The sequence below is a fragment of the Acidovorax sp. NCPPB 3576 genome (genome assembly GCF_028473605.1).
Classification (GTDB): Bacteria; Pseudomonadota; Gammaproteobacteria; order Burkholderiales; family Burkholderiaceae_C; genus Paracidovorax.
Genome location: NZ_CP097267.1, coordinates 3,030,986 through 3,053,424, shown reverse-complemented (window position 1 = coordinate 3,053,424; position 22,439 = coordinate 3,030,986). Strand labels below are relative to the sequence as shown.

14 protein-coding genes, 2 tRNA genes and 1 riboswitch are annotated in these 22,439 nt (G+C 63.9%); of the genes, 7 read left to right on the top strand and 9 right to left on the bottom strand.

The features are described 5' to 3' along the window. Positions 1-75 precede the first annotated feature (75 nt). Positions 76-1,563, top strand: a complete 1,488-nt coding sequence (locus M5C98_RS13975) for a hypothetical protein (RefSeq protein ID WP_272548034.1) — start codon at positions 76-78, stop codon at positions 1,561-1,563. A gap of 9 nt (positions 1,564-1,572) precedes the next feature. Here M5C98_RS13975 and M5C98_RS13970 read toward each other — a convergent pair whose 3' ends face one another. Next, on the bottom strand, positions 1,573-2,382 hold the full coding sequence (locus M5C98_RS13970; RefSeq protein WP_272548033.1) for an alpha/beta fold hydrolase: 810 nt from the start codon (positions 2,380-2,382) through the stop codon (positions 1,573-1,575). Further along, a complete protein-coding gene (locus M5C98_RS13965; protein ID WP_272548032.1) occupies positions 2,382-3,692 on the bottom strand; it encodes an O-acetylhomoserine aminocarboxypropyltransferase in 1,311 nt (436 codons plus the stop codon). The genes M5C98_RS13970 and M5C98_RS13965 overlap by 1 nt, the downstream gene beginning before the upstream one ends. 98 nt (positions 3,693-3,790) lie before the next feature. Here M5C98_RS13965 and M5C98_RS13960 point away from each other — a divergent pair, with 98 nt between their 5' ends. Together M5C98_RS13960 and aroC are read left to right on the top strand one after the other, a co-directional pair. Continuing rightward, a complete protein-coding gene (locus tag M5C98_RS13960) occupies positions 3,791-4,246 on the top strand; it encodes a CBS domain-containing protein (protein ID WP_272548031.1) in 456 nt (151 codons plus the stop codon). Positions 4,247-4,373: 127 nt separating this feature from the next. Next, complete coding sequence (gene aroC / locus M5C98_RS13955) at positions 4,374-5,471, top strand: chorismate synthase (RefSeq protein ID WP_272548030.1); 1,098 nt, start codon at positions 4,374-4,376, stop codon at positions 5,469-5,471. Positions 5,472-5,527: 56 nt separating this feature from the next. Here the strand turns inward: aroC and M5C98_RS13950 are convergent, their stop codons facing one another. The 4 genes from M5C98_RS13950 to M5C98_RS13935 all read right to left on the bottom strand — a co-directional run bounded on the left by M5C98_RS13950 (position 5,528) and on the right by M5C98_RS13935 (position 11,035). Further along, positions 5,528-7,885 carry a hypothetical protein gene (locus tag M5C98_RS13950; protein WP_272548029.1) on the bottom strand — a complete coding sequence of 786 codons (2,358 nt, stop codon included), beginning with the start codon at positions 7,883-7,885 and terminating at the stop codon, positions 5,528-5,530. A gap of 216 nt (positions 7,886-8,101) precedes the next feature. Continuing rightward, the gene (gene nrdR, locus M5C98_RS13945; RefSeq protein WP_272548028.1) at positions 8,102-8,551 is read right to left on the bottom strand and encodes a transcriptional regulator NrdR; all 450 of its coding nucleotides are present in this window, start codon (positions 8,549-8,551) and stop codon (positions 8,102-8,104) included. 116 nt (positions 8,552-8,667) lie between these two features. Next, positions 8,668-9,912 carry a serine hydroxymethyltransferase gene (gene glyA, locus M5C98_RS13940; protein ID WP_272548027.1) on the bottom strand — a complete coding sequence of 415 codons (1,245 nt, stop codon included), beginning with the start codon at positions 9,910-9,912 and terminating at the stop codon, positions 8,668-8,670. A 34-nt stretch (positions 9,913-9,946) separates the two neighbouring features. Beyond that, positions 9,947-10,096, bottom strand: a riboswitch (ZMP/ZTP riboswitch). A gap of 78 nt (positions 10,097-10,174) precedes the next feature. Then, the gene (locus M5C98_RS13935; RefSeq protein ID WP_272548026.1) at positions 10,175-11,035 is read right to left on the bottom strand and encodes a lytic transglycosylase domain-containing protein; all 861 of its coding nucleotides are present in this window, start codon (positions 11,033-11,035) and stop codon (positions 10,175-10,177) included. A 716-nt stretch (positions 11,036-11,751) separates the two neighbouring features. Between M5C98_RS13935 and M5C98_RS13930 the strand changes: the two genes are divergently transcribed. After that, a complete protein-coding gene (locus M5C98_RS13930; RefSeq protein ID WP_442867181.1) occupies positions 11,752-15,504 on the top strand; it encodes a DUF748 domain-containing protein in 3,753 nt (1,250 codons plus the stop codon). 261 nt (positions 15,505-15,765) lie between these two features. Then, a complete protein-coding gene (locus M5C98_RS13925) occupies positions 15,766-18,492 on the top strand; it encodes a DUF349 domain-containing protein (protein ID WP_272548024.1) in 2,727 nt (908 codons plus the stop codon). 216 nt (positions 18,493-18,708) lie between these two features. Here M5C98_RS13925 and M5C98_RS13920 read toward each other — a convergent pair. After that, positions 18,709-18,793: transfer RNA gene (locus M5C98_RS13920), tRNA-Leu, on the bottom strand. 165 nt (positions 18,794-18,958) lie between these two features. After that, positions 18,959-19,043, bottom strand: a tRNA-Leu gene (locus M5C98_RS13915). Positions 19,044-19,062: 19 nt separating this feature from the next. On the opposite strand from M5C98_RS13915, the gene rnr reads away from it, so the two are divergent. Then, positions 19,063-21,360, top strand: coding sequence for a ribonuclease R (gene rnr, locus M5C98_RS13910; RefSeq protein WP_272548023.1), 2,298 nt, complete (start codon positions 19,063-19,065; stop codon positions 21,358-21,360). 39 nt (positions 21,361-21,399) lie between these two features. Then, the gene (locus M5C98_RS13905; protein ID WP_272548022.1) at positions 21,400-22,155 is read left to right on the top strand and encodes an SDR family oxidoreductase; all 756 of its coding nucleotides are present in this window, start codon (positions 21,400-21,402) and stop codon (positions 22,153-22,155) included. Positions 22,156-22,205: 50 nt separating this feature from the next. On the opposite strand, the gene M5C98_RS13900 is transcribed toward M5C98_RS13905, so the two are convergent. Next, positions 22,206-22,424 (bottom strand): hypothetical protein, encoded by a 219-nt coding sequence (locus M5C98_RS13900; protein WP_272548021.1) that lies wholly within the window; start codon positions 22,422-22,424, stop codon positions 22,206-22,208. Positions 22,425-22,439: the final 15 nt, after the last annotated feature.

Sequence of the window (22,439 nt, the reverse complement as noted above, 5' to 3'; positions counted from 1 at the left end):
ATCGCAGATCTTTCGGCGGGTGTTACCCAATCCCACACAGCGCAAGCCCGCCGAGTGAAAACCCAGCGACCAGCCATGCAGAATGTCCTGCAAAGGGTTCTTCAATCAAAGGAGGGGTTTGGCATGCATCGACTCGATACGGGGCGTATTTTTCAACGACCGACATACAACGTCTGGCTGGCGAGTTGCCTGGTGGCATTCGCGTTGACGGCCTGTGGCGGCGGATCGAGATCCACCACGGTCACTCTGTCCGATGCCCTGAAGGTCGACACCACGTACGGCGAAGCCGGGGTGGCTACCTTCCCGCTCGGCACGCCATCCTTCGCCAGCCTGGGCGTGCAGCCGGATGGCAGGCTGCTGATTGCAGGCAGCAGAGTCTCGGTTCCCGCAGCCCCTTCGGGTTTCGGATCGCTGCCCGCCACGCAGACCTTTGTCGTCCGGATGGGCGCCGACGGAAACGTCGACAGGGGCTTCGGCCAAAACGGCGAAGCACGGTTTTCCGTCAAGGGGTACGAGTCGATCAGCGATGTTCGACTCCAGGCCGACGGCAGAATCCTCGTGGCGGTTCAGGCGCACGAACCGTGTTTCTCACCGTCCTACCAGACCCGGTGCCTGACGGCGTCCGGGGAGCCCGGCACATGGCACCACACCGTGGTCGGCCTTGCCGCGAACGGGGCGGTCGACAGCACGTTCGGCACCCAGGGCGTTGCGGAGGGATTCGTCTCCACCAATCTCAACACCCTCGCGCTGGCGATCCAGCCCGATCAGAAACCCGTTCTGCTGACGTCCAACGACCGCCCCATCCTGCAAGTGTTCGGGCGTTCCTTGCGCCGCCTGTCTGCGGACGGAATACCTGATGCCGCGTTCAATCAACCGACGGCATCGCAGCCGCCTGCGCCCTGCGAGGCCAGCGGCGCGGCGGTGCTGGCGCTGCGCAACGGCGGCATCGTCACCGCCGGCCAACTGGGTGGCCGGATCTACTCCGACCCGAAGTCCGACCCCGGGCTTTGCGTCGCGCTGCACGCGGGCGGGACGCAAGCGCAGACCTCCGGTGGCTGGACGTCCTTCGGGGCGGAGTTGAAGGAATACCAACTCGCGTCCCATCCCGATGGCGGATTGGTCGTCGCCGCCAGAACATGCGCGGGCAGCGACTGCCATCTCAGCGTCGCCAAGTTCAGTGCCAATGGCGCGCTCGACACCTCCTTTGGCGACCAAGGCATCGAGCGTGTGGTGCTTCCTGTCAACTATCGTCTCAAGTCCTTCTTCGTCCAGGGCGACGAAAGCATGAAGGCCTTCGGCGCCATCGAGGAAAGCGCGGCAGCGGGCACCAATGCACGCCGGTTCCGTGCGGTTTGGACGAGCCTGACGGGCAACGGCGCGCTGGCCAACAACGACACCAACGTGGCGACCTCCATTCAGGATCCGCCGACCAGCGCAGAACCACGCGAGGTGCTTCGGGACGGCGCGGGGCGTTGGCTCGTTGTCAGTTCCGAGGAGGACAGTGCGCGCAACCTGGTGCTGAAAGTCGTGCGCACGCGTGGACCGTCCAACGGCGATTCGTAACGCCGCCTGTTAGGCCGCGAGGAAATCCCGGATCGCGAACAGCGTGGCGTCCGGCGCCTCCGTCATCTGGTGGTGGCCGACCGGCAGGCTCGCCACCTGCACCGCCTTGCCGGCCGCGCGCGCCGCCGCGATCAGGCCCTGCGCCGCCTTCGGATTGGTCATCTGGTCCTGCACGCCCAGGGCGAACAGCACCGGGCAGGTGATCTGCGCGATGGCTGCCTCGCCGCCCGCATAGCGGTCGCAGGCCAGAAAGCCGCGGTGGAACACGTTCACGGCCGGGTTGCTGCGCAGCACGCGGCGACCCAGGGCCATGCCCGCGCCATAGGCCCAGAAGCCCGCGCCCGAGGGCGAGGCCAGCGTGCTGCGCGAGAACACGTTCACCATGCGCAGCGCCTTTTCGGGCGTGTTCAGGGCCGACTCGATGAGGGCCGGGGACACCTTCATCGGGTAGGCGGTGCCCACCAGCACCAGGTGCGTGATGCGGTCCTGCAGGCGGGCGGCGGCCTCCAGCGCGATCAGCGATCCCCAGCTGTGGCCCACCAGCGCGGCGCGCGCCACGCCGGCCGCATCCAGCAGCGCGGCGATGAAGCCGGCGGCCTGCTCGACGCTTTCGGGCGCATCGCCCTCGCTGCGGCAGTGGCCTGGCAGATCCACCGCCAGCACGTTCCAGCCATGGTTGGCGAAGTAGCGGCTTTGCAGCGCCCACACGCTGTGGTCGTTGAGTACGCCGTGGATGAAGACGACGGTCGGCTTGGCCGCGTCGAACGCCTTGCCGCCGGTGTAGCAATAGGTGCCGTGGCCGTTGACGGTGATGCGCATCACGCACCTGCCTTTTCTGCGGCTTTCAGCGCGCGCTGCAGGTCGTCGATGAGGTCGTCCGCGTCTTCCAGCCCGATCGACAGGCGGATCGTGCCTTGCGAGATGCCGGCCTGCGAGAGTGCCTCGTCGCTCATGCGGAAATGCGTGGTGCTGGCCGGGTGGATCACCAGGCTGCGGCAGTCGCCCACGTTGGCCAGATGGCTGAAGACCTTCAGCGTCTCGATGAACTGCTTGCCCTGCGCGCGGTTGCCCTTCAGGTCGAAGCTGAACACCGATCCCGCGCCGCGCGGCAGCAGCTTTTGCGCCAGTGCATGGCTGGGGTGCGATTCGAGCATCGGGTGCCCCACGCGCGACACGAAGGGATGGCTGGCCAGGAACTCCACCACCTTCTGCGTGTTGCGCATGTGGCGCTCCATGCGCAGCGGCAGCGTCTCGATGCCTTGCAAAATCAGCCAGGCCGTGTGCGGGCTCATGCACGCGCCGAAGTCGCGCAGGCCCTCGCGCCGCGCGCGCAGCAGGAAGGCGCCCACCGTGCTTTCCTCGGTGAACACCATGTTGTGAAAGCCGTCGTAGGGCTGGGTCAGTTCGGCAAAGCGCCCCGCGGTGCGCGGGCCCTCCCAGTCGAAGCTGCCGCCGTCCACCACGATCCCGCCGATCACGGTGCCATGGCCCGACAGGAACTTGGTGGCCGAGTGGTACACCAGATCCGCCCCGTGCTCGAAGGGCCGCATGAGCCATGGCGAGGTGAGGGTGGAGTCCACCAGCAGCGGCACGCCGGCCTCGTGCGCGATGGCGCTCACAGTGGGAATGTCCAGCACATCCAGGCCCGGGTTGCCCACGGTCTCGCCGAAGAACAGGCGGGTGTTGGGCCGCGCCGCGGCGCGCCAGCCGTCGATGTCGCCCGGGGCGACGAAGGTGGTCTCGATGCCGAAGCGCGCCAGCGTGTAGTGCAGCAGGTTCTGCGATCCGCCATACAGCGCGGTGCTGGCCACGATGTGGCCGCCCGCGCCCATCAGCGTGCAGATCGCCAGGTGCAGCGCGGCCTGGCCGCTGGCCACCGCGATGGCGCCCACGCCGCCTTCCAGCGCGGCCACGCGCTGCTCCAGCACGGCGTTGGTGGGGTTGCTGATGCGGCTGTACACGTGGCCCGGGCGTTCCAGGTTGAACAGCGCGGCCGCGTGGTCGCTCGACTCGAACACGAACGACGTCGTGAGGTGGATGGGAACGGCGCGCGCCCCGGTGGCCGGGTCGGGCGAGGCGCCCGCGTGCAGCGCCAATGTGTCGAAGCCAGGGTCTGAGTAACCGGGCATCCGTGTCTCCTCTGTAGGGGGGTAAGCGCCGCATTGTGGGCTATATTGCGCAGGATTCAGCCAGCAGCGCCCTGGCGCGCACCACGGAGACCTCCCCCATGAAAGTCAGCGACATCCTTCGCGTCAAAGGCAACACCCTCTACACCGTCAACGCCGACGAGCCGCTGTCCCAGGCCGCTGAAATCATGTCCGAAAAGGACATCGGCTCGCTCGTGGTCATGGACCTGGGCGACCTGGTGGGCATGCTCACTTTCCGCGAAGTGATCCAGGCCGTGGTGAAGAACGGCGGCTCGGTCGGCACCCTGCTCGTGCGCACCGCCATGGACGATGCCCCGCTCACCTGCACGCTCGAGACCGACGTGGACGAGGTGCGGCGCATGATGCTCAACCGCCACGCCCGCTACATGCCCGTCATGGACAAGAAGATGCTCATGGGCGTGATCAGCTTCTACGACGTGGCCAAGGCCGTGGTGGACGCCCAGAACTTTGAGAACAAGATGCTCAAGGCCTATATCCGCGACTGGCCCGAGGAAGACGCCCGCCCTGCAGCCTGAATGCCGCTTTGGTATGAAAAAGGCCTGTCGCCCTAGTATTTATTGCGGTAGTAGCTATTGATTTAATAGCAATATGCCGTGGGGCCGTATCGTGGCAGGCGCCGGGCCTCTGTGATAATCGCGCCCCATGAGCGGCAACACACTCGGCACCCTATTCGCAGTCACCAACTTCGGTGAATCCCACGGCCCAGCCATCGGCTGCGTGATCGACGGCTGCCCCCCCGGCATGCCTCTGTCCGAGGCGGACATCCAGGCCGACCTGGACCGACGCCGCCCCGGCACCAGCCGCCACGTCACCCAGCGCAACGAGGCCGACACGGTCGAGATCCTCTCCGGCGTGTACGAAGGCAAGACCACCGGCACCCCCATCGCCCTGCTGATCCGCAACACCGACCAGCGCAGCAAGGACTACTCCAACATCGCCGAGAGTTTTCGCCCCGGCCATGCCGACTACACCTACTGGCACAAGTTCGGCATCCGCGACCCGCGCGGCGGCGGGCGTTCGTCGGCGCGGCTCACCGCCCCCACGGTGGCCGCTGGCGCAATCGCCAAGAAGTGGCTGTCCGAGAAATACGGCGTGCGCTTTCGCGCCTGCATGATGCAGGTCGGCGAGCTGGCCATTCCGTTTGAGAGCTGGGACCACGTGCCCCATAACCCGTTCTTCGCGCCGGTCGCCGATGTGTCCGCCTACGAGGACTACATGGACGCGCTGCGCAAGTCGGGCGATTCGTGCGGCGCGCGCATCCGTGTGCAGGCCACGGGCGTGCCGGTCGGCCTGGGCGAGCCGCTCTACGACAAGCTGGATGCCGACATCGCCCACGCGATGATGGGCCTGAACGCCGTCAAGGGCGTGGAGATCGGCGCGGGCTTTGCCAGCGTGGCGCAGCGCGGCACCACGCACGGCGATTCGCTCACGCCCCGGGGCTTTGCCAGCAACAACGCGGGCGGCGTGCTGGGCGGCATCAGCACGGGGCAGGACATCGAGGTGTCGCTGGCCATCAAGCCCACCAGCTCCATCATCAGCCCGCGGGAATCCATCGATGTGCACGGCCAGAGCACCGAGGTCATCACCAAGGGCCGGCACGACCCCTGCGTGGGCATCCGCGCCGCGCCCATCGCCGAGGCCCTGCTGGCACTGGTCGTGATGGACCACGCGCTGCGTCACCGAGGGCAGTGCGGCGACGTCGAGCCGCCAGTGCCGCCGATCCAGGCGTCGTTTCTCTGAGGCTCAAGCCCGCGGGCCACATGCGCCCGCGGCGCTGAGGTCCCCGGGCCTGCGCCTCAACGCGCGGCCGAGGCAGGCACGGTTGGCGTCACCGGCGCCGAAGCCGCCGGCACACCAGGGGCTGCCACAGCAGCAGCGCTGCCCGTGGCCGCAACGGGAGCCGCGGCAGGTGCGGAAGCAAGGGCATGCTCCAGCCAGTACCAGCGCCATGCGGCCACCGCCAGCACGGCGACGACCAGCAATCCCCCCACCGCCAGCCACACCGGCCGACGCGGTTCGGCGAACGGGTCGTCCAGCAGCCGCCGCGCATTGGCCGGCACCCGCGCCGTCTGCGACAGCGATCCGCCCAGCCGCGTGTTGATGCGCATGCGGCCATTGATGGCCCAGCCGCTCGCATCCAGGATCGGCCCCAGGCTGCGCTGGCGCAGCTTGAGCCACGCGATCAGCATGCTCGGGCCGGAAATGGCCAGCACGATGCCGATGAGCGCGAGCGGAATCCACACCCCCAGATCGACGAACTTGCCGAAGATGCCCACCAGCACCGCGCTGATGCTGCCCAGCGCCACGCCGATCGCCGCCACCGTGCCCACGTCGGTGCGGCGCCCGGGCTCCACCACGGTGGAGGCGGCGGGCGTGGTGCCGCCGGCCTTCAGCGGCGTGTTGGCCAATTGCCCGGCCGTGGCGCCCAGCGATTTTTCCACCCGCGCATCGCTGGCCGAGGCCCGCTTGGCCACCTGCTCTTCGATCATGCGCACGAACTTCTTGTAGGGCGAGAAGAACGCCTGCGCGATGCTGGTCGGGTTCTCGATCAGCTTGGTGATGGTGGCGTCCCAGTCGTGGCCCTGCCGGTCGTAGAAGACGCCGTTGCGTCCCACGAACAGAAAGTCCACGTCGCCCGCCGTGAAGGCCGCCACGATGGACATCTTCTGCCCCTTGCGCGTGCAGTCGCAGTAGGCCAGATAGGTCTTGGCCAGCCCGGCGAGCTTGGCATGCTTGCCCGCGTCGGCAACCTGCACCGTCAGATCGCAGCTGCGCGCGTCCAGGTACAGCGTGCCGGCCTGGAAGATCGCGCCCTCGCGCTGGTAGAACGCCGAGAACGAGACGAAGTTGTTGAGCAGCACGAGCAGGTCGCGCCGAAAGCGCAGCAGCTTCTCCAGGTCCAGCATCTGCGTGTTGTGCGCCTTCTCGGCCTCGTCCTGGTCGATCAGGGCCATCACGCGCTCGCGCACGCTGCTCTCATGCAACTGGCGGATGGCGTCGTCCTTGAGCGTCTCTAGCTTCGTGAGCGGCTTGTCGGCCAGCCATTGCTGGCATGGCGCCAGGGCCTTTTGCACCTGCTCCCACTCTTTTTCGGTCAGCGCCTCGGCTGGGCGGCCAAGCAGCGGCTCCACGGCTTTTTCCCGGAACGTCTGCAGCGCCTGGGCCCAGGCGGGGTTGGTGCCACGCGCCATCGGCAGGGGTCCGTGGGGCGTGATCGGCGCCAAGGGCAGGGCGGCCACCGCGGGGGACGATGCATCCAGATCGACGCCAGCCATGGCCGCATATTCCTCTGCCGTGGGGTTGAGCGCCGCTGCGGCCCGCGGGTCGTAGGCGGCCAGCCGGGAGCGCGCGAAGAAATCGTCGATCTTGTGCCGCACCGCGTTCATCGCCTGCGTGGCGGCGAGCGTGCGCTCACCGAGCGCCAGCCCGGCCGTGCGGTCGCCGACCTGGGCCGACCAGGCATGCCATTTCGCCACCTCGGCAAAGAAGGCCTCGGCATGGTCGCGGTCCACCCCGGGCAGCGCCTCCTGGGCGATGCCCTTCACCGGCTTTTGCTCGATGGGCACGCTGCCGTGCGTGGCGATGATCTGCTGGATCGCCTCCCGCGTCTGTGTGTCGTCCTGCGCCGTGTCCGGCGTGATCGCTCCATCGCCGTTGAAGCGCATGGCGCTCAGCTGTTCGCTGCGCTCCAGCACCTGGGCCAGCGTGATGGCGGTGGCATCGGGCTGGTCGGCCAGCGCGAGGATGCGCCGGGCCTGCGCCACGAGCGCAGCGCCCTCGTCCGTGGTGGCGTCGATGGCGTCCAGGTCCAGCGCATCGGCCGGCTGGGCCAGCAGGTCGGGGTCGGCCAGCCGGGCGCAGGCCCAGGCGCAGGCCGCGAGCAGTTCCGGCGGGCGGATGCGGGCGTCCTTGTCGGTGTCGATCAGGTCCAGCGTGCGCGGGTCGAACTCGATGCCGCGCGTGGGGCAGGCCAGCGCCACCCAGAGCTTCTGGTCCAGTTCGGCCAAGTGGGCGATGTCGGCGCCCGTGTGGATGGTGACCTGATCCACGCCACCGGCGCGAAAGAACTGCCACGTGTGGCGGTGGACATGCCCCGTGGTGGTCTTGGGAATGGGCGAGATCGGTGGGGTGGAAATCGGTGGCTGGGATTCCATGGAGCGAAGGCGAAGGGCGGATCGTGACGGGCGAGCCGGGCGCGAAAGCCGCCTCGGCAGACGAAGCGGTCCAGTTTAGAACGCTGAAGCGGCCACGCGGTCGCTCGCCTTGTCAGACAGCGCGCCATTCTGCTTGCTATTGAATTAATAGCTGCCGCCACATGATGGACCTGCGGTGCAGGCCTGAAAGACCTGCAAGGCCTGTGCGGCCTGACGCTACTTGCGCACTTCGTCCACCAGCGCGCGAAAGTCGTCGATGTCCTCGAAGCTGCGGTACACGCTGGCAAAGCGGATGTAGGCCACCTTGTCGAGTTTTTTGAGTTCGCGCATCACCCACTCGCCGATCTGGTGGGACGGCACTTCGCGCTGCCCCAGGTTGAGCAGCGTTTCCTCGATGCGCTCGATGGCACTGTCGATCTGCACCGTGCTGACCGGGCGCTTGCGCAGCGCCAGGTTGAACGAGGCCAGCAGCTTGGCCCGCTCGTATTCGATGCGCCGGCCGTCCTTCTTCGCGATCGACGGAAAATTGACTTCCGGCCGCTCGTAGGTGGTAAAGCGTTTGTCGCACGCGCCGCACTGGCGGCGGCGGCGCACGAAATCTCCGTCCTCGGCCACCCGCGTCTCCACCACCTGGGTTTCAGGATGGCTGCAGAAGGGGCACTTCATCGGAGGGCCCCTTTTTCAAGGATGCCGGCAAACATTGATAAGCGGGCTGGCGCCAGCACCCGTGCTGCCCCGGTTTGGCGAGGGCAGACGGCGCTGAGCGGAGAGAAGGGCATTGCTCAGCCGTAAACCGGAAAGCGCGAGGTCAGCGCATGCACCTTGGCCCGCACGGCGGCCAGGTTGGCTTCGTCGCGCGGGTTGTCCAGCACGTCGGCCAGCAGGTTGGCTGTCAGGCGCGTTTCCTCTTCCTTGAAGCCGCGCGTCGTGATCGCCGGCGTTCCCACGCGGATGCCGCTGGTCACCATCGGCTTTTCGGGGTCGTTCGGGATCGAGTTCTTGTTGATGGTGATGTGGGCGTTGCCCAGAGCGGCTTCGGCTTCCTTGCCGGTGATGCCCTTGGCGCGCAGATCCACCAGCATCACGTGGCTTTCGGTGCGGCCGCTCACGATGCGCAGGCCGCGCTCGATCAGCGTCTCGGCGAACACGATGGCGTTCTTGGCGACCTGTTCCTGGTAGGCCTTGAAGCCCGGCTCCAGCGCTTCCTTGAAGGCCACGGCCTTGGCCGCGATCACGTGTTCCAGCGGGCCGCCTTGCAGGCCCGGGAAGATGGCGCTGTTGATGGCCTTCTCGTGTTCGGACTTCATCAGGATGATGCCGCCGCGCGGGCCGCGCAGGCTCTTGTGCGTGGTGGAGGTGACCACGTCGGCATGGGGCACCGGGTTGGGGTATTGCCCTGCAACCACCAGGCCGGCGTAATGGGCAATGTCCACCCAGAAGATCGCGCCGATTTCCTTGGCGATCTTTGCAAAGCGCTCGAAGTCGATGCGCAGGGAATAGGCCGATGCGCCGGCGATGATCAGCTTGGGTTTGTGTTCGCGGGCCTTGGCTTCCAGCGCGTCGTAGTCGATCTCTTCTTTTTCGTTGAGGCCGTACGAGACGATGTTGAACCACTTGCCGCTCATGTTCAGCGGCATGCCGTGCGTCAAGTGGCCGCCTTCGGCCAGGCTCATGCCGAGAATGGTGTCGCCGGGCTTGAGGAAGGCCAGGAGCACGGCCTGGTTGGCCTGCGAGCCGGAGTTGGGCTGCACGTTGGCGGCTTCGGCACCGAAGAGCTTCTTCACGCGGTCGATGGCCAGTTGCTCGACCACGTCCACATTTTCGCAGCCGCCGTAGTAGCGCTTGCCGGGGTAGCCTTCGGCGTACTTGTTGGTGAGCTGCGAGCCCTGGGCGGCCATGACGGCCGGGGAGGCGTAGTTTTCGCTGGCGATCAGCTCGATGTGCTGTTCCTGGCGAACGTTTTCGGCCTGGATGGCGGCCCAGATTTCAGGGTCGGCCTGGCTGACGAGGATATTGCGTTGGTACATGTTGGCAGTCCTATGAACTGGTGTCCCTTGAAACAAGGGCTGCCCAGGCGAACGGCGGAACACAGCAGGCCTTTCAGCCCGTGCGGCACGCTCCCCAGTGGTTCACAGGGGGTGAACCCCTGTCGGTTTCCACGTCAGCGGCGGCAGTAGAGTGCCGCGCCTATCGCCAGTTGCGTACCCCGCGAGTGTAGCTGACAGAAACGGGCCCGCAGCCCAGCGCCTCTTGGTGAATCGATGCGATGCCGTGTCTGGCGCCGCGGGCTCAAAGGTCGGAGAGAAGCGCCACCTTGTCGGCGCTGGCTTTGGGGGCCTCTGCCTCGGCCGGAGCCTTGGCGGGGACGGCCTGTGCGGGCGCCTGCGTCGAGAGCATCGGCGGAGCGGCCGGTGCGGGAGGTTGCAAGGGCACCGACCGGCCGCTGGCCACCTGGCGCAGGCGGAAGTGCTCGGCCAGGACCTTGGCAGCGTACCCGCCATCGTCCGGCAGGTTCGCAGCGCCCACGTAGTAGCGCAGGCCGCCTTCCAATGAGCCGGCGCGGGTGATGCATTCCTGCAGCACCTTCACGCCCACCCGCAGATTGCTGACCGGATCGAATGCCGCGAAATGGCCACCGAAATTCTGGTACTTGTCGGTGTGCACGTTCGTCATGACCTGCATCAGGCCCTGGGCACCCACCGCGCTCTGGGCAAAGGGGTTGAAGCTCGATTCCACTGCCATGATCGACAGGATCAACGTGGGGTCCAGCTTGGTCTTGCCGCCGATTTCATAGGCCTCGGCCACCAACACCGCCAAAGGCTCTGGCGCCACGCGGTACTTCTTGCTGAGCCAGTAGGTGACAGCGGCTTGTTCTTTGGGGAGTTCTTTCGGATTGCTCGCGGTGGCGCGCTCGCTGGCTTCGGGCTCGATGGGCGTACCCATGACCGCGACCTGTCGGGCTTGCAGCCAGCCCATCAGCTTTTCTTCTCCGGTCTGGCGCAGGTCGGGACGTGCGGTCAGGGTGATGACGGCAAAAGCGACAGCCAGGCCGAGGAGTGCAAAGCTGCTGTGGGTGATTTCAAAAAAACCGTCGATCACATCGGATGCGAACGTTCGCGCTCCGGTGACCACTGTTCCTAACGCTGTCATGTAGCTTTTCCTTTCTGAGTCGAGGCCTGAGCAAGGTGGCCCACAAGGGGCCAGGCCGTGCCAGGCATCTCGCCTGGATTGGTACGCCATCAGGTTCGCATTGCCTCCGGAGAGCGTTCAATGACCGAACTGACTTAGCCGGGATCGGCAGCGGATGGAAAATCGTCAACCCCGTTTTTCGGGGCTCGCGGATTCTAGGAGGGCTCTTAATACAGAGTCAATACTAACAAACGTCTTTGTTAGATGAATTTGATCTTAAAAATCTGTTAGGAAACACAGGTTTATAGGGCTGAACTGCACCTTTGCATTACCCTGCGTTACCCCTTTGCCCAGGCGATGGTGCTGAATGCAATCGAGGCGTGTGAAGCGATTGAAAATCCAGCTTGTGGTCATCCATCAACTTGGCTAAAGTGGACTTGCCTGATTGATTCAGGCATCGCCGGACGAAGCGGAGCCGCCCTCCAAAAGCATGCAGTGCATTGAAGGTGACTGGCCGAACTTCCAAGGCAGACCCCGGAGGCAATACCTTGCCTCCTGCCCCTTGGACGTTCAAACTCCATGGTGCAAATGATGGCAAAAGACCTTTGTGTCAGCCGTCCAGCCCGGTGTGGATCTTCAGATCCCACCGGGCTTTCTTTTTTGCGTCTGGTTACATGTTGCGCCGGCCGTTTTCTGCTCGAATCCTATGATCTGTGCAATGAAAACCGGACTCTGATGTGCCCCTGAAAGCGCTCTCGATCAAAACAAATCCCTGGCTGCGCCGCTTGGCGTGGGCTGTGTTGGCTTGGCTGGCTCTCTGGGCGCTCGCTTGGGCATTGGTTCCGCCAGCGCTCCGCCATGTCCTGCATACCAGGGTGTCGGCGCAACTGGGCAGAGAGCTTTCGGTGGGACAGATCGATTTCAAGCCGTGGACCCTGGAGCTGGAACTGCGTGATCTGAGAATGGCGGCAGACTCTTCGGGCAAAGAGCCCCAGCTGGAAATTAGGCGCCTCTATATAGATGCAGAGCTGCAGTCCCTTTGGCATCTGGCACCGGTGATCGACGCGCTGGAGGTGGACGGGCCCACATTGCGCGTGGCGCGCACGTCGGCAAACCACACCGACGTCGATGATCTGCTGAAAAAGCTGCCGGGAACTTCGGCGCCGGCACCTTCAACCGCGGCGGAGCCTCAGCGATTTTCGCTCTACAACATCGTGGTGCGGGATGGAGCAGTGGATTTCGGCGACGCGCCGCAAAAGCGGGTCCATACCGTGCGGGGATTCACCCTGAGTGTTCCCTTCCTGAGCAATCGGCCGGCGGACCGCGCCGTGAAGGTGGCCCCCCATCTGGCTTTTGAACTCAATGGGACGGCTTTCACGACCGGAGCCCAGAGCACGCCCTTCCTGGACAGCCGGGACACCGAAGCCACGCTGCGGTTCAAGGGGCTGGATCTGCAGCCGTTTCTGGCCTACCTGCCACCCGGAATGCCTGCGCGCATCGAGCAAGGCACGCTGGATGCCGATCTGAGGCTGGCATTCCAGAAGCAGTCGGAGCCGGCCCTTTCCGTGAGTGGGGTCGTCCAAATCCATGGCGCACGCCTGAGCGATCCGCAGGGCGGCCAGCTGCTGTCGTTCGATGTGGCAACCGCCCATTTGGCAGCGCTCCAACCCTTCCAGCGAAAGGTGCATCTCACCTCGCTGGAATGGCGAGGGCCGCATGCCATGGTGCGGCGTGACCGGGACGGGCGAATGGCTTGGCTGGGCGATTCGGTACAAGGCCCGGGCACCACGAAAAATGAAAACCCTTCGGTGCCCAGCGCCCCTTGGGATGTAGTGGTGGATCGGGTGAGGGTCCATGGCGGGCAAGTGGATTGGCTGGATGAGAGCGCGACAGCGCCGACCCGTATTTCGGCGCGCGATTTGCGGATTCACGTGACGCGCCTGGCTTTGCCCCTCTCCAAGCCGGTGCAGTTCATAGCGGATGCCAAACTATCTTCGGAAGAGGGTGGCGACGCTGCCACGCTTTCGCTTCAAGGACAGGTTCAGTCGCAGTCCGGAAGCGTGGCCGTGTCGGCCCGTGGCTGGCCGATAGGGATGGCGCGCCCGTATCTGGCCTACGCGTTGCAACCCAAGCTGAATGGCACGTTGGATTCTGACTTCGGTGTGGCTTGGAACGGCACTGCCTTGGCTGCAAAGATCGCGAAGCTGTCGGTGGACCGCGTTGAATTGGCCTGCGCCGCTGGACGTGATTGCCCTGCGAGTGCCGCTACGGGCTTGGCCCTGCGCAATAACGCAGCCTGGGTTGAAATCGGGCGAATCGAAATGCAAGACGCATTGATCCGGATGCCTCAGCGGACCGTCACCGTTGCGCGGGTGGCGACATCGCAGCCCAAAGTTCGGTTGGAGCGCAATGGGGAAGGGCGTTGGATGCTGGAGCGCTGGCTGGTCCAGGCATCCGACAGTTCCGGGATAAACCGCATGCCGGTCACTCCGGGAACACTGCCTGCCGATCCTCCCGGCTGGGATTTGCAATTGGACGAGGTGTCGATGGAAGGTGGAGCCCTGGCCTTCAACGACGCCGCAAAAGCGCAGCCTGTGGCGGTGCTTGTCGATGCCTTCCAAATGCGGGCCAAAGGTTTTGCGTGGCCGGCAAAGGCCGGCGCTTCACCGATGCCGCTGCAGCTTTCCGCGCGCCTGGGCTCCGGGCGGTCTGATCCTGGCAGCCTTGCTTACGAAGGGACGGTGCAACTGGCGCCAATGCTGGTGCAGGGCAAAGTGCAGGCTTCCCGCCTGCCGCTGCATCCCTTCGAGCCCTATGTGGATCACCCGATGGCGGTGGACGTCGTGCGCGCATTGGGCAGCTTCAATGGCGACGTACGCTATGCCGCGCAAAAAGAGGGGCCGTCCGTCGGCGTACGGGGTAATGCTGCATTGGAAGATGTGCGGGTGAGAGCGTTACCCGTAAGCCTGCCGGCGCCTGGGTCACGGGACGGGTCGGCATCCGTTCGCGCAGAAGAACTGCTGAATTGGAAGTCATTGGCGTTGCAGGGCATGGAGCTCTCCCTCTCGCCGGGCAAGCCGACCGTTTTCGACATCAAGGAAACGGCGTTGAGCGACTTTTTCGCCCGCATCATCGTTCAGCCGAATGGACGCATCAACTTGCAGGACCTTGCCCGGCCTGCGCAGGGGCAGCCTGGCGTACCAGCAACCGGGGCTGTATCCCCAGGCATCGCTTCCGTGGACGCCTTGCAAGCGACGCCCCAGGATGTGACGCCTTCAATGGCGCCTGTCATCCGACTCGGGCCGACGGTGCTGACAGGCGGTTCGGTGCGGTTCACCGACTCGTTCGTTCGGCCCAATTACTCTGCCGACCTGAGCGAACTGAACGGGCGCCTGGGGCCTTTTGCGTCTGCGCCGCCCGTCGGAGGCAGCGAGCCGGCCATGGCTGACCTTCAGTTGCGCGGACGTGCGCAAGGATCGGCCTCGCTCGACATCACGGGGCGGCTGAATCCGCTGGCCAAGCCGTTGGCATTGGACATTCAAGGCCGGATGCGCGACCTGGAACTGCCGCCACTGTCGCCTTACAGCATCAAATACGCAGGGCATGGGATCGAACGGGGCAAGCTCAGCATGGACATCAACTACCGCGTTCTGCCGGATGGACAGTTGACGGCCAGCAATAAGCTCGTTCTGAATCAGTTGCGTTTTGGCGAGCCTGTGGATGGAGCCCCTGCCAGTTTGCCGGTGCGCCTGGCCGTCGCCTTGCTGGCGGACCGCAATGGCGTGATCGACGTGGAACTGCCCATCAACGGCTCGCTGAACGACCCAGAGTTCCGGTTGGGCCCCGTGATTTTTCGTGCAGTGGGTAACTTGGTGATGAAGGCAATCACTTCTCCCTTCTCGCTCTTGGCCGGATGGATGGGTGGCAGTTCTGAACTCGACCGCGTCAGCTTTGCTCCAGGCAGCGCAGCGCTGGACGACGAAGCGAGAAAGACGCTAGACAAGATCGGACAGGCACTCTGGGAACGGCCGGGACTCAACATGACCGTAGAAGGGCACGCACAGCGGGATGTGGAGCAGGAGGGCTGGAAACGGGCCCAGTTGCAGGCCCGGGTCATGGCCCAGGCGCGTCGCATGGCCGTACGTGGCGACCGGACGCTTCGCGAGTCCGAAGCGCTGGCGCCGGATTCGCAGGAATACGCAGACTCGCTCAAGGAGGTGTACCGCAGGGCCGATATCGCAAAACCCCGGAATCTGGTCGGAATGGCGAAGGAAATGTCTGTCCCAGAAATGGAGGCATTGTTGTTGGCAAACATGGTGCTTCCCGAAGATGCCATGCGGGAACTGGCGCAGGCGCGAGCGGTCGCGGTCCGCGACTACTTGGCGGGGCGGCAAGTCGCTTTGAATCGATTGTTCGTCGGTGCGCCGAAAATGGATTCGGAGAGTACGAACGCATCGCCCCATGCGGAACTTACTTTGTCCACCCGATGACCAGGCGCACTGGGTGGCAACAAGCTTTTGCATTCATCTGCACCTGTGGGCTACATTGCCGTATTGCAGTCGCAGCCATGCGCCCCATATGCAGCGATCCAGTGTTTGAACGATGGTCCAGCATGCCCGCCGAGGCCGGATAAACGCCCTGCACAGGGAACTCGCAAAAACCGGGCGAAAATAGCGCCCTTGTCGGCGGCGTCATCTGCGCTGCCTGTAGGCGCTGGCTCCATCGGCCCCGGCCTTTTACCCACTGAATCCATGTTTCCCTTTTCTTCTCGCAACAAAATGTCTGACTCACCCGAAGTGAACCCGGCCCCGGCCAAGCACACCGAGCCGCATCCTTTGGATGCGCTGACGGGCGGCGCGTTTTCCGCCGCGACCTCGGGAGAGAGGGCATCGCGCATCCGCGAATGGCTGCAGACCCAACCGTCGCCTGAGCAGTTGCAGGAAGTCTTCAAGGAATTGAGCGGGCGCGACAAGGGTGCCGCCCGAGCCGTCCGTGAGCGCCTCGATGAAATCCGGCGGGCCAAGGGCCAGGAGGCGATCGCTGCCGAGTGGGCCGAGAAAGCGCAGGGCTTGTTGTCTGCGGCCAAGCTGAACATCGCTGACGCATTGGCCTGGCAGCGTGACGCTGCCAAGGCCGGAGCCCCTTTGTCGCGCGAGCCTTTGGCTTCTCTCAAGGTGCAATTGGCCGAACGCATGAAGGTCATCGAGGATCTGCAGCATCGTGTGCAGGTACAGCGGGAGGCCGCAGTGCTGCTCGCCCAGCGCATCGAGGTGCTTTCCACCAAGCCTTGGCGCGACGCTCAAGCTGCCCTGGAGGCCTTGCGCACCGACGTGGGCCGGTGGCAGCAACAGGCCCAGGAACTGACCGACGACCCGTCCTGGGCCAGTGTAGAGGCACGTTTTCCACCTTTGCTGGATGCCTCGCGCACCCAACTGCTCGTGGTGTGGGATGCCTTCCAGCCGGCGGTCGCTCAGGCCGTGGCTGCGTCGGAAGATTCTGCTGCTGCCTTGCCTCCGGTCCCCGTGTGGGCCGATGAGTTGCGCGTGGCCCGCGGCCAGCCTTCGGAAACCGCTGCAGCGCAACCTTCGTCGCGGCCCCCAGCACGCCCCAAAGTTGATCCTGAAGTGCGAGACAAAGCGGTGCAAGCCGTGCGGGATGCATTGGGAAAACTGGAGCGTGAAACCGCTGAAGGCCACGGCAAGGCCAGCGCAGGAGCCGCTGCGGCGCTCCGAAGCGTGCTCAAAACACAGGGAAAGCACATCGACGCGGCACTGGAGCAGCAAGTGCATGCTGCTTTGGTCGCTGCGGGCGAGCTCGAAGGCTGGCAGCGCTGGAGTGCGGACCAGGTTCGGGAAGACCTGGTGGCCCGCGCCGAAGGGCTGCTGCAACGTCCGGAAGGCCAAGCCTTGGGCGGCCGCAAGATGCAGGAAACCTTGCGCCAATTGCGCGAGCAGTGGAAGCAAGCGGACCAAGGTGGTCCGGCCAACCATGCGCTTTGGAAGAAATTCGACGAAGCCTGCAATGCCGCGCACAAAGTGGTCGAGGCATGGCTGGAGAAGGTGCGTGCGGACGCGGCGGAGCACAAGGGCCAACGCGTTGCCTTGCTGGAAGAGGTGAAGGCTTGGACAGCAGCCCAGGCAACGGCTGGTCAACCCGACTGGAAGGCGGTCAACCGTGCGCTCCACCAGTTCGGCGATCGGTGGCGCGACGGAGGTCATGTCAGTGAGAAGGTGTTTGCTGAATTGCAGCCTCAATGGAAAGAGGTCATGGCTGCAGCAGCGGCCCCGCTGGAAACTGCGCAGAAGGAAAGCCTGGCGCGCCGGCATGCACTGATCGACGAGGCGACAGCACTGGGTGCCGCTCCTACGCTGCGAGTCGACGCCGTGAAGACACTGCAGCAGCGTTGGCAGGCCGAGGCGCAGTCTGTACCGCTGGATCGCAAGCACGAGCAGAAACTATGGGACGCCTTCCGCAAGCCCATCGACGAAGCGTTCAATCGCAAATCAGCCGATCGAGACAAGATGGCGGGTGAGATCAGTGACCGAGACCGCATCGTGCTGGAGGCGTCTAAAGCGTTGGAAGACGCCAATGCCAGCGGCGACGCTCAGAAGATCCGCGCTGCAATGATTGCTTTGGAAGCGGCTCTTCGAGGCCAGGCATTGGCCAACGAGGCCGCTGCGTCGGCTGCACAGAGCAAACCGCAGGTAACTCTCTCGGACAATGCCGTTGCAGCACCCTCGGAGGTCGCATCGACCTCGGAAGAAGGTGCTACCGATGCGGACCAGATTCCGCCGGCCGCTGCGCCGAAACCTGCACCCCGTCCCGTGGTGGCGGTGCGGGGTGATGATCGCCCTGGCATGAAGAAGGATGCGCCTGCGTTGCCGGGGCGTCCAGGACGTCCGGGCGAGCGCAGAGAGGGGCGCGGTCCGCGTGATGCCTCCGCCCGTGGCGGTGATGCACGTGGCGATCGGTTCGGAGACCGGGGCGACCGATTCGGAGATCGTTCAGAGGCCCATGGTCCCCGTTTGGGCGACAGCGCTTTCCGTGCCCAGCGCGAGGCGCTCGAGCATGCGCAACTCACGCTGCGCAAGTTGGCAGTCCAGGCACATGGTGAGGCATTGACTCAGCTGATTGCCGCTTGGCAAAAGCGCGACGCAACTCAACTTCCCAGTGTTCAGGAACTGGGCGGGCAGGTTCAGGCTTCCGTCCGAACGGCATGGACGCAGGCGGTTTCTGCTGCGCCTCAAGGGGATGCATCGGAGGCTTTGTTGAGACTGGAAATGGCGGCTGAGGTGCCTACTCCTGCAGAGCAATTGCAGGCCCGCCGTGCGCTGCAACTTCAGTTGCTCACCCGACGAAACGATCCTACGCCTGTCCAAACCTGGGGACAGGACGTTGCCAGGGTGCTGGCAAGTGCCACCGACGAAACCAGCGCCCGCAGGTTGCAGAACGCCCTCAAGACTCTGCTGCGCAAATAAGAGAGCAGTTCAGTGAGCCAAGGCCGGGTCACACCTCCGGCCTTGCTGCTTTGCAAATCTGTCGGCTCGCTATTGCCTTTTCACGTGTTGGGCAGTCTCTCTTGCTTCAGGCTGCTCAGCAGCGTCCAGTTGCGGCATCCCATTCGTCGATCGTGCGCAGCAGTGGTGAAATTCGGCCAAAAAAAAGCCGCTGTGAAAACAGCGGCTTTTTCAATTTGGTGCCCAGGAGAGGACTCGAACCTCCACGATGTTACTCGCTAGTACCTGAAACTAGTGCGTCTACCAATTCCGCCACCTGGGCATTTCAGGAAAGACTTAGATTATAGAGCGTTTTTTTATGCGGCTTGGCTGAGCAATGGAATTTTTTGCTTGAACCTTATTGCGGAGCGAGAACGCAAGAAATAAAAAAGCCGCTTCAAAAGAAGCGGCTTTTTTGGCCAACAACCTTGTTGGTTGTCGTTAAACTTGGTGCCCAGGAGAGGACTCGAACCTCCACGATGTTACTCGCTAGTACCTGAAACTAGTGCGTCTACCAATTCCGCCACCTGGGCATTTCAGGAAAGACTCAGATTGTATATCAAAAAATCGACCCCCGGCGCACCTGCTGCGCGCAATGAAGACGAGATCGAAGGCAGTGTGCAGGGGCATCGCGACGGGCATGGATTCGTGCAGCGGGACGACGGTGAATCCGATATCTACATTCCCCCTAACGAGATGCGTGCCGTGCTTCACAAGGATCGCGTGCGGGTACGGATCGTTCGGCAAGACCGTCGGGGACGTCCGGAAGGGCGCGTGGTAGAAATTGTCGAGCGGCCCGACCAGCCGATCATTGGGCGCCTGCTTCAGGAAAGCGGCGTCTGGCTTGTCGCCCCCGAAGACAAGCGCTATGGCCAGGATGTTTTGATTCCCAAAGGAGCCACTGGCGCGGCGAAGCCGGGGCAGGTGGTCGTGGTTCAACTGACTGAACCTCCTGCCTTGTTTGGGCAGCCGGTGGGACGAATCACCGAAGTCCTCGGTGAGGTGGACGATCCAGGGATGGAGATCGAGATTGCGGTGCGCAAATACGGCGTGCCGCATGAATTCTCAGCCGATGCATTGGCGCAGGCCAAGACGCTTCCCGATAAGGTACGGGCCCAGGACAAACGCAGCCGGGTGGATCTGACGGATGTGCCGCTGGTGACCATCGACGGTGAAGACGCCCGCGATTTCGATGATGCCGTGTATTGCGAGCCGGCGAAGGTCGGGCGTGCCAAAGGTTGGCGCCTGCTCGTGGCCATTGCGGATGTGAGCCACTACGTGGAGACCGGCAGTGCGATCGATATCGACGCCTACGATCGTGCGACGAGCGTTTACTTCCCTCGACGCGTGATTCCCATGCTGCCCGAGAAACTGTCCAACGGCTTGTGCTCGCTGAATCCTGAAGTGGAACGTCTGTGCATGGTTTGCGACATGCTCATCACGGCCAAGGGCGATGTTCACGCGTACCAGTTTTACCCGGCAGTGATGTTCAGCCATGCCCGCTTCACTTACACCGAGGTAGCGGCCATCTTGGCCAATACCCGCGGTCCCGAGGCCACTAAACGCAAGCCGCGCGTGAAAGATCTGCTCAATCTGCACGACGTCTACAGGGCTTTGCTGGCTGCGCGACATGTGCGGGGTGCCGTGGACTTCGAAACGACCGAGACGCAGATCATTTGCGACGACAACGGCCGCATCGAGAAAATCGTGCCCCGCACCCGCAACGACGCGCATCGCCTTATCGAAGAGGCCATGCTGGCAGCCAATGTCTGCAGTGCCGATTTCATAGCGCAGGGTGGGCAACCTGGTCTGTTCCGGGTGCACGAAGGGCCAACGCCGGAAAAGCAGGAGATCCTGCGCAATTACCTCAAGGCGATGGGCGTGGGCATGTCGATTGGCGACGACCCGAAACCAGGTGACTTTCAGGCCATTGCAGACGCCACCAAGGATCGGCCTGATGCTCAGCAGATCCACACGATGCTGTTGCGATCGATGCAGCAGGCCATTTACACCCCGATCAACAGCGGCCACTTCGGGCTTGCTTTCGAGGCCTATACCCATTTCACCAGCCCCATTCGCCGTTATCCCGATCTGCTTGTTCACCGGGTGATCAAGGCGATCCTGGGTAAAACCAAATACCGGTTGCCGGCGTTGCCCACCCCTGGCGAAGCGCATGCCAAGCTGGCCAAACGGCTGGCAGCACGTGTGGCTGCGCCCACCATGCAGCCGCGCAAAGAAGCACCGGTCAGTACCCGGGAGACCCAGGCATGGGAAGCGGCAGGCCTGCACTGCAGCGCTAATGAACGCCGAGCCGATGAGGCCAGCCGGGATGTCGAGGCATGGCTCAAATGCAAATACATGCGCGAGCATCTGGGCGAGGAATACAGCGGAGTGGTCAGCGCTGCCACCAGCTTTGGCATCTTCGTGACGTTGGACGCGATGTATGTCGAAGGCCTTGTGCACATTACTGAGTTAGGTGGCGAGTACTTCAAGTTCGACGAGGCGCGTCAGGAACTTCGCGGCGAACGAACCGGCATTCGGTATGCGATCGGCTCCCGCGTGCGGGTACAGGTGAGCCGCGTAGATCTTGATGGCCGCAAGATCGATTTCCGCCTGGTTCGCGAAGGTGAAGATCTCGCTCAGGCTAGGCCAGCAAAAGGCAAGGCAACTGGAGGAATGGCTGGGTCTGAAAGCCGTGCTGCACACGGTACGACCACTTCAAACAGAAAAGCCTCGGGCAAGTCGGCTGTGCGGGCTCCATCCGATGAGCGCTCGTCGCGCAAACAGTCGCCCAAGGCAGCCGGAAAGCGTGCCGGGCCTCCGGCCAAAGGCCGTAAATCCCGCAGGTGAGCCGGCCGCTGATCGGCGAATTGGATGAAGGAATGGTTGATGAGTGATGTATCTAAGGTTGCCATCGTGACCGGTGGCGGGTCCGGTATTGGCAAGGCTGCTGCGTTGGCACTGCTGAAAGACGGATGGCGTGTGGTCTTGGCCGGGCGTCGGGAGCCCCTGCTGCACAGCGTCATTGCTGAAGCAGGGGCCATAGGACGGGCTTTGGCCGTTCCTACGGACGTCGCGGACCCTGTGGCGGTTCAGACTTTGTTCGACCGTGCGGTCGAGGCTTTCGGGCGGGTGGATCTGCTGTTCAACAACGCCGGTGTTGGCGCCCCCGCTGTACCCATCGATGAGCTACCGCTGGACCAGTGGCACAAAGTGGTGGGCACCAACCTCAATGGCATGTTCTATTGCCTGCAGCAGGCCTTTAGGGTGATGAAGGCGCAACAGCCTCCTGGCGGACGCATCATCAACAACGGTTCCATTTCGGCGCATGCGCCGCGGCCCCATTCGATTGCTTACACGGCCACCAAGCATGCGGTTTCAGGGCTCACCAAGACCGCATCGCTCGACGGGCGCAAGCACGACATTGCGGTGGGTCAGATCGACGTGGGCAATGCAGGAACGGAGCTTGCTCAACGCATGGCACAGGGTGTTCTTCAGGCCAACGGCCAGATAGCTGCTGAGCCGTTGATGGATGTCAACATCGTGGGCCAATCCGTTCTCTACATGGCCAACCTGCCACTCGAAGCCAACGTCATGTTCCACACGGTGATGGCTACGAAAATGCCCTTCGCGGGCCGCGGATAGACACGGCGATCGGTGGTTGCAATCCGGCGCTGATCGCGCCGGATGATCTGTCAAGCACCTGCAGGCGAAAAATCGCTACCAGTGAAGTCAGAGCAACGCAGTTGTGCCGCGCTCAGCGGCGAAGCAACAACGCGCATACCGTCGATGCCGAACGTGATTGCGCCTTGGCCGATGGAGACTCTGGATGCCTCCTCGGATGGAGGGGATGCATGCTGGATGGGACTGCGCTCTTGGTAGGTGGACAGGAAGGGCCAGGATTTACGGGTCATTTCTATCTCCTAGAA

Bases quoted from the DNA above. Each gene is read 5' to 3' on its own strand.
- M5C98_RS13970 (WP_272548033.1), bottom strand. From the start codon at position 2,382: ATGCGCATCACCGTCAACGGCCACGGCACCTATTGCTACACCGGCGGC.
- M5C98_RS13960 (WP_272548031.1), top strand. From the start codon at position 3,791: ATGAAAGTCAGCGACATCCTTCGCGTCAAAGGCAACACCCTCTACACC.
- M5C98_RS13935 (WP_272548026.1), bottom strand. From the start codon at position 11,035: ATGACAGCGTTAGGAACAGTGGTCACCGGAGCGCGAACGTTCGCATCC.
- M5C98_RS13965 (WP_272548032.1), bottom strand. From the start codon at position 3,692: ATGCCCGGTTACTCAGACCCTGGCTTCGACACATTGGCGCTGCACGCG.
- M5C98_RS13925 (WP_272548024.1), top strand. From the start codon at position 15,766: ATGTTTCCCTTTTCTTCTCGCAACAAAATGTCTGACTCACCCGAAGTG.
- aroC (WP_272548030.1), top strand. From the start codon at position 4,374: ATGAGCGGCAACACACTCGGCACCCTATTCGCAGTCACCAACTTCGGT.
- M5C98_RS13905 (WP_272548022.1), top strand. From the start codon at position 21,400: ATGAGTGATGTATCTAAGGTTGCCATCGTGACCGGTGGCGGGTCCGGT.
- glyA (WP_272548027.1), bottom strand. From the start codon at position 9,912: ATGTACCAACGCAATATCCTCGTCAGCCAGGCCGACCCTGAAATCTGG.
- nrdR (WP_272548028.1), bottom strand. From the start codon at position 8,551: ATGAAGTGCCCCTTCTGCAGCCATCCTGAAACCCAGGTGGTGGAGACG.
- M5C98_RS13950 (WP_272548029.1), bottom strand. From the start codon at position 7,885: ATGGAATCCCAGCCACCGATTTCCACCCCACCGATCTCGCCCATTCCC.
- M5C98_RS13975 (WP_272548034.1), top strand. From the start codon at position 76: ATGCAGAATGTCCTGCAAAGGGTTCTTCAATCAAAGGAGGGGTTTGGC.
- M5C98_RS13900 (WP_272548021.1), bottom strand. From the start codon at position 22,424: ATGACCCGTAAATCCTGGCCCTTCCTGTCCACCTACCAAGAGCGCAGT.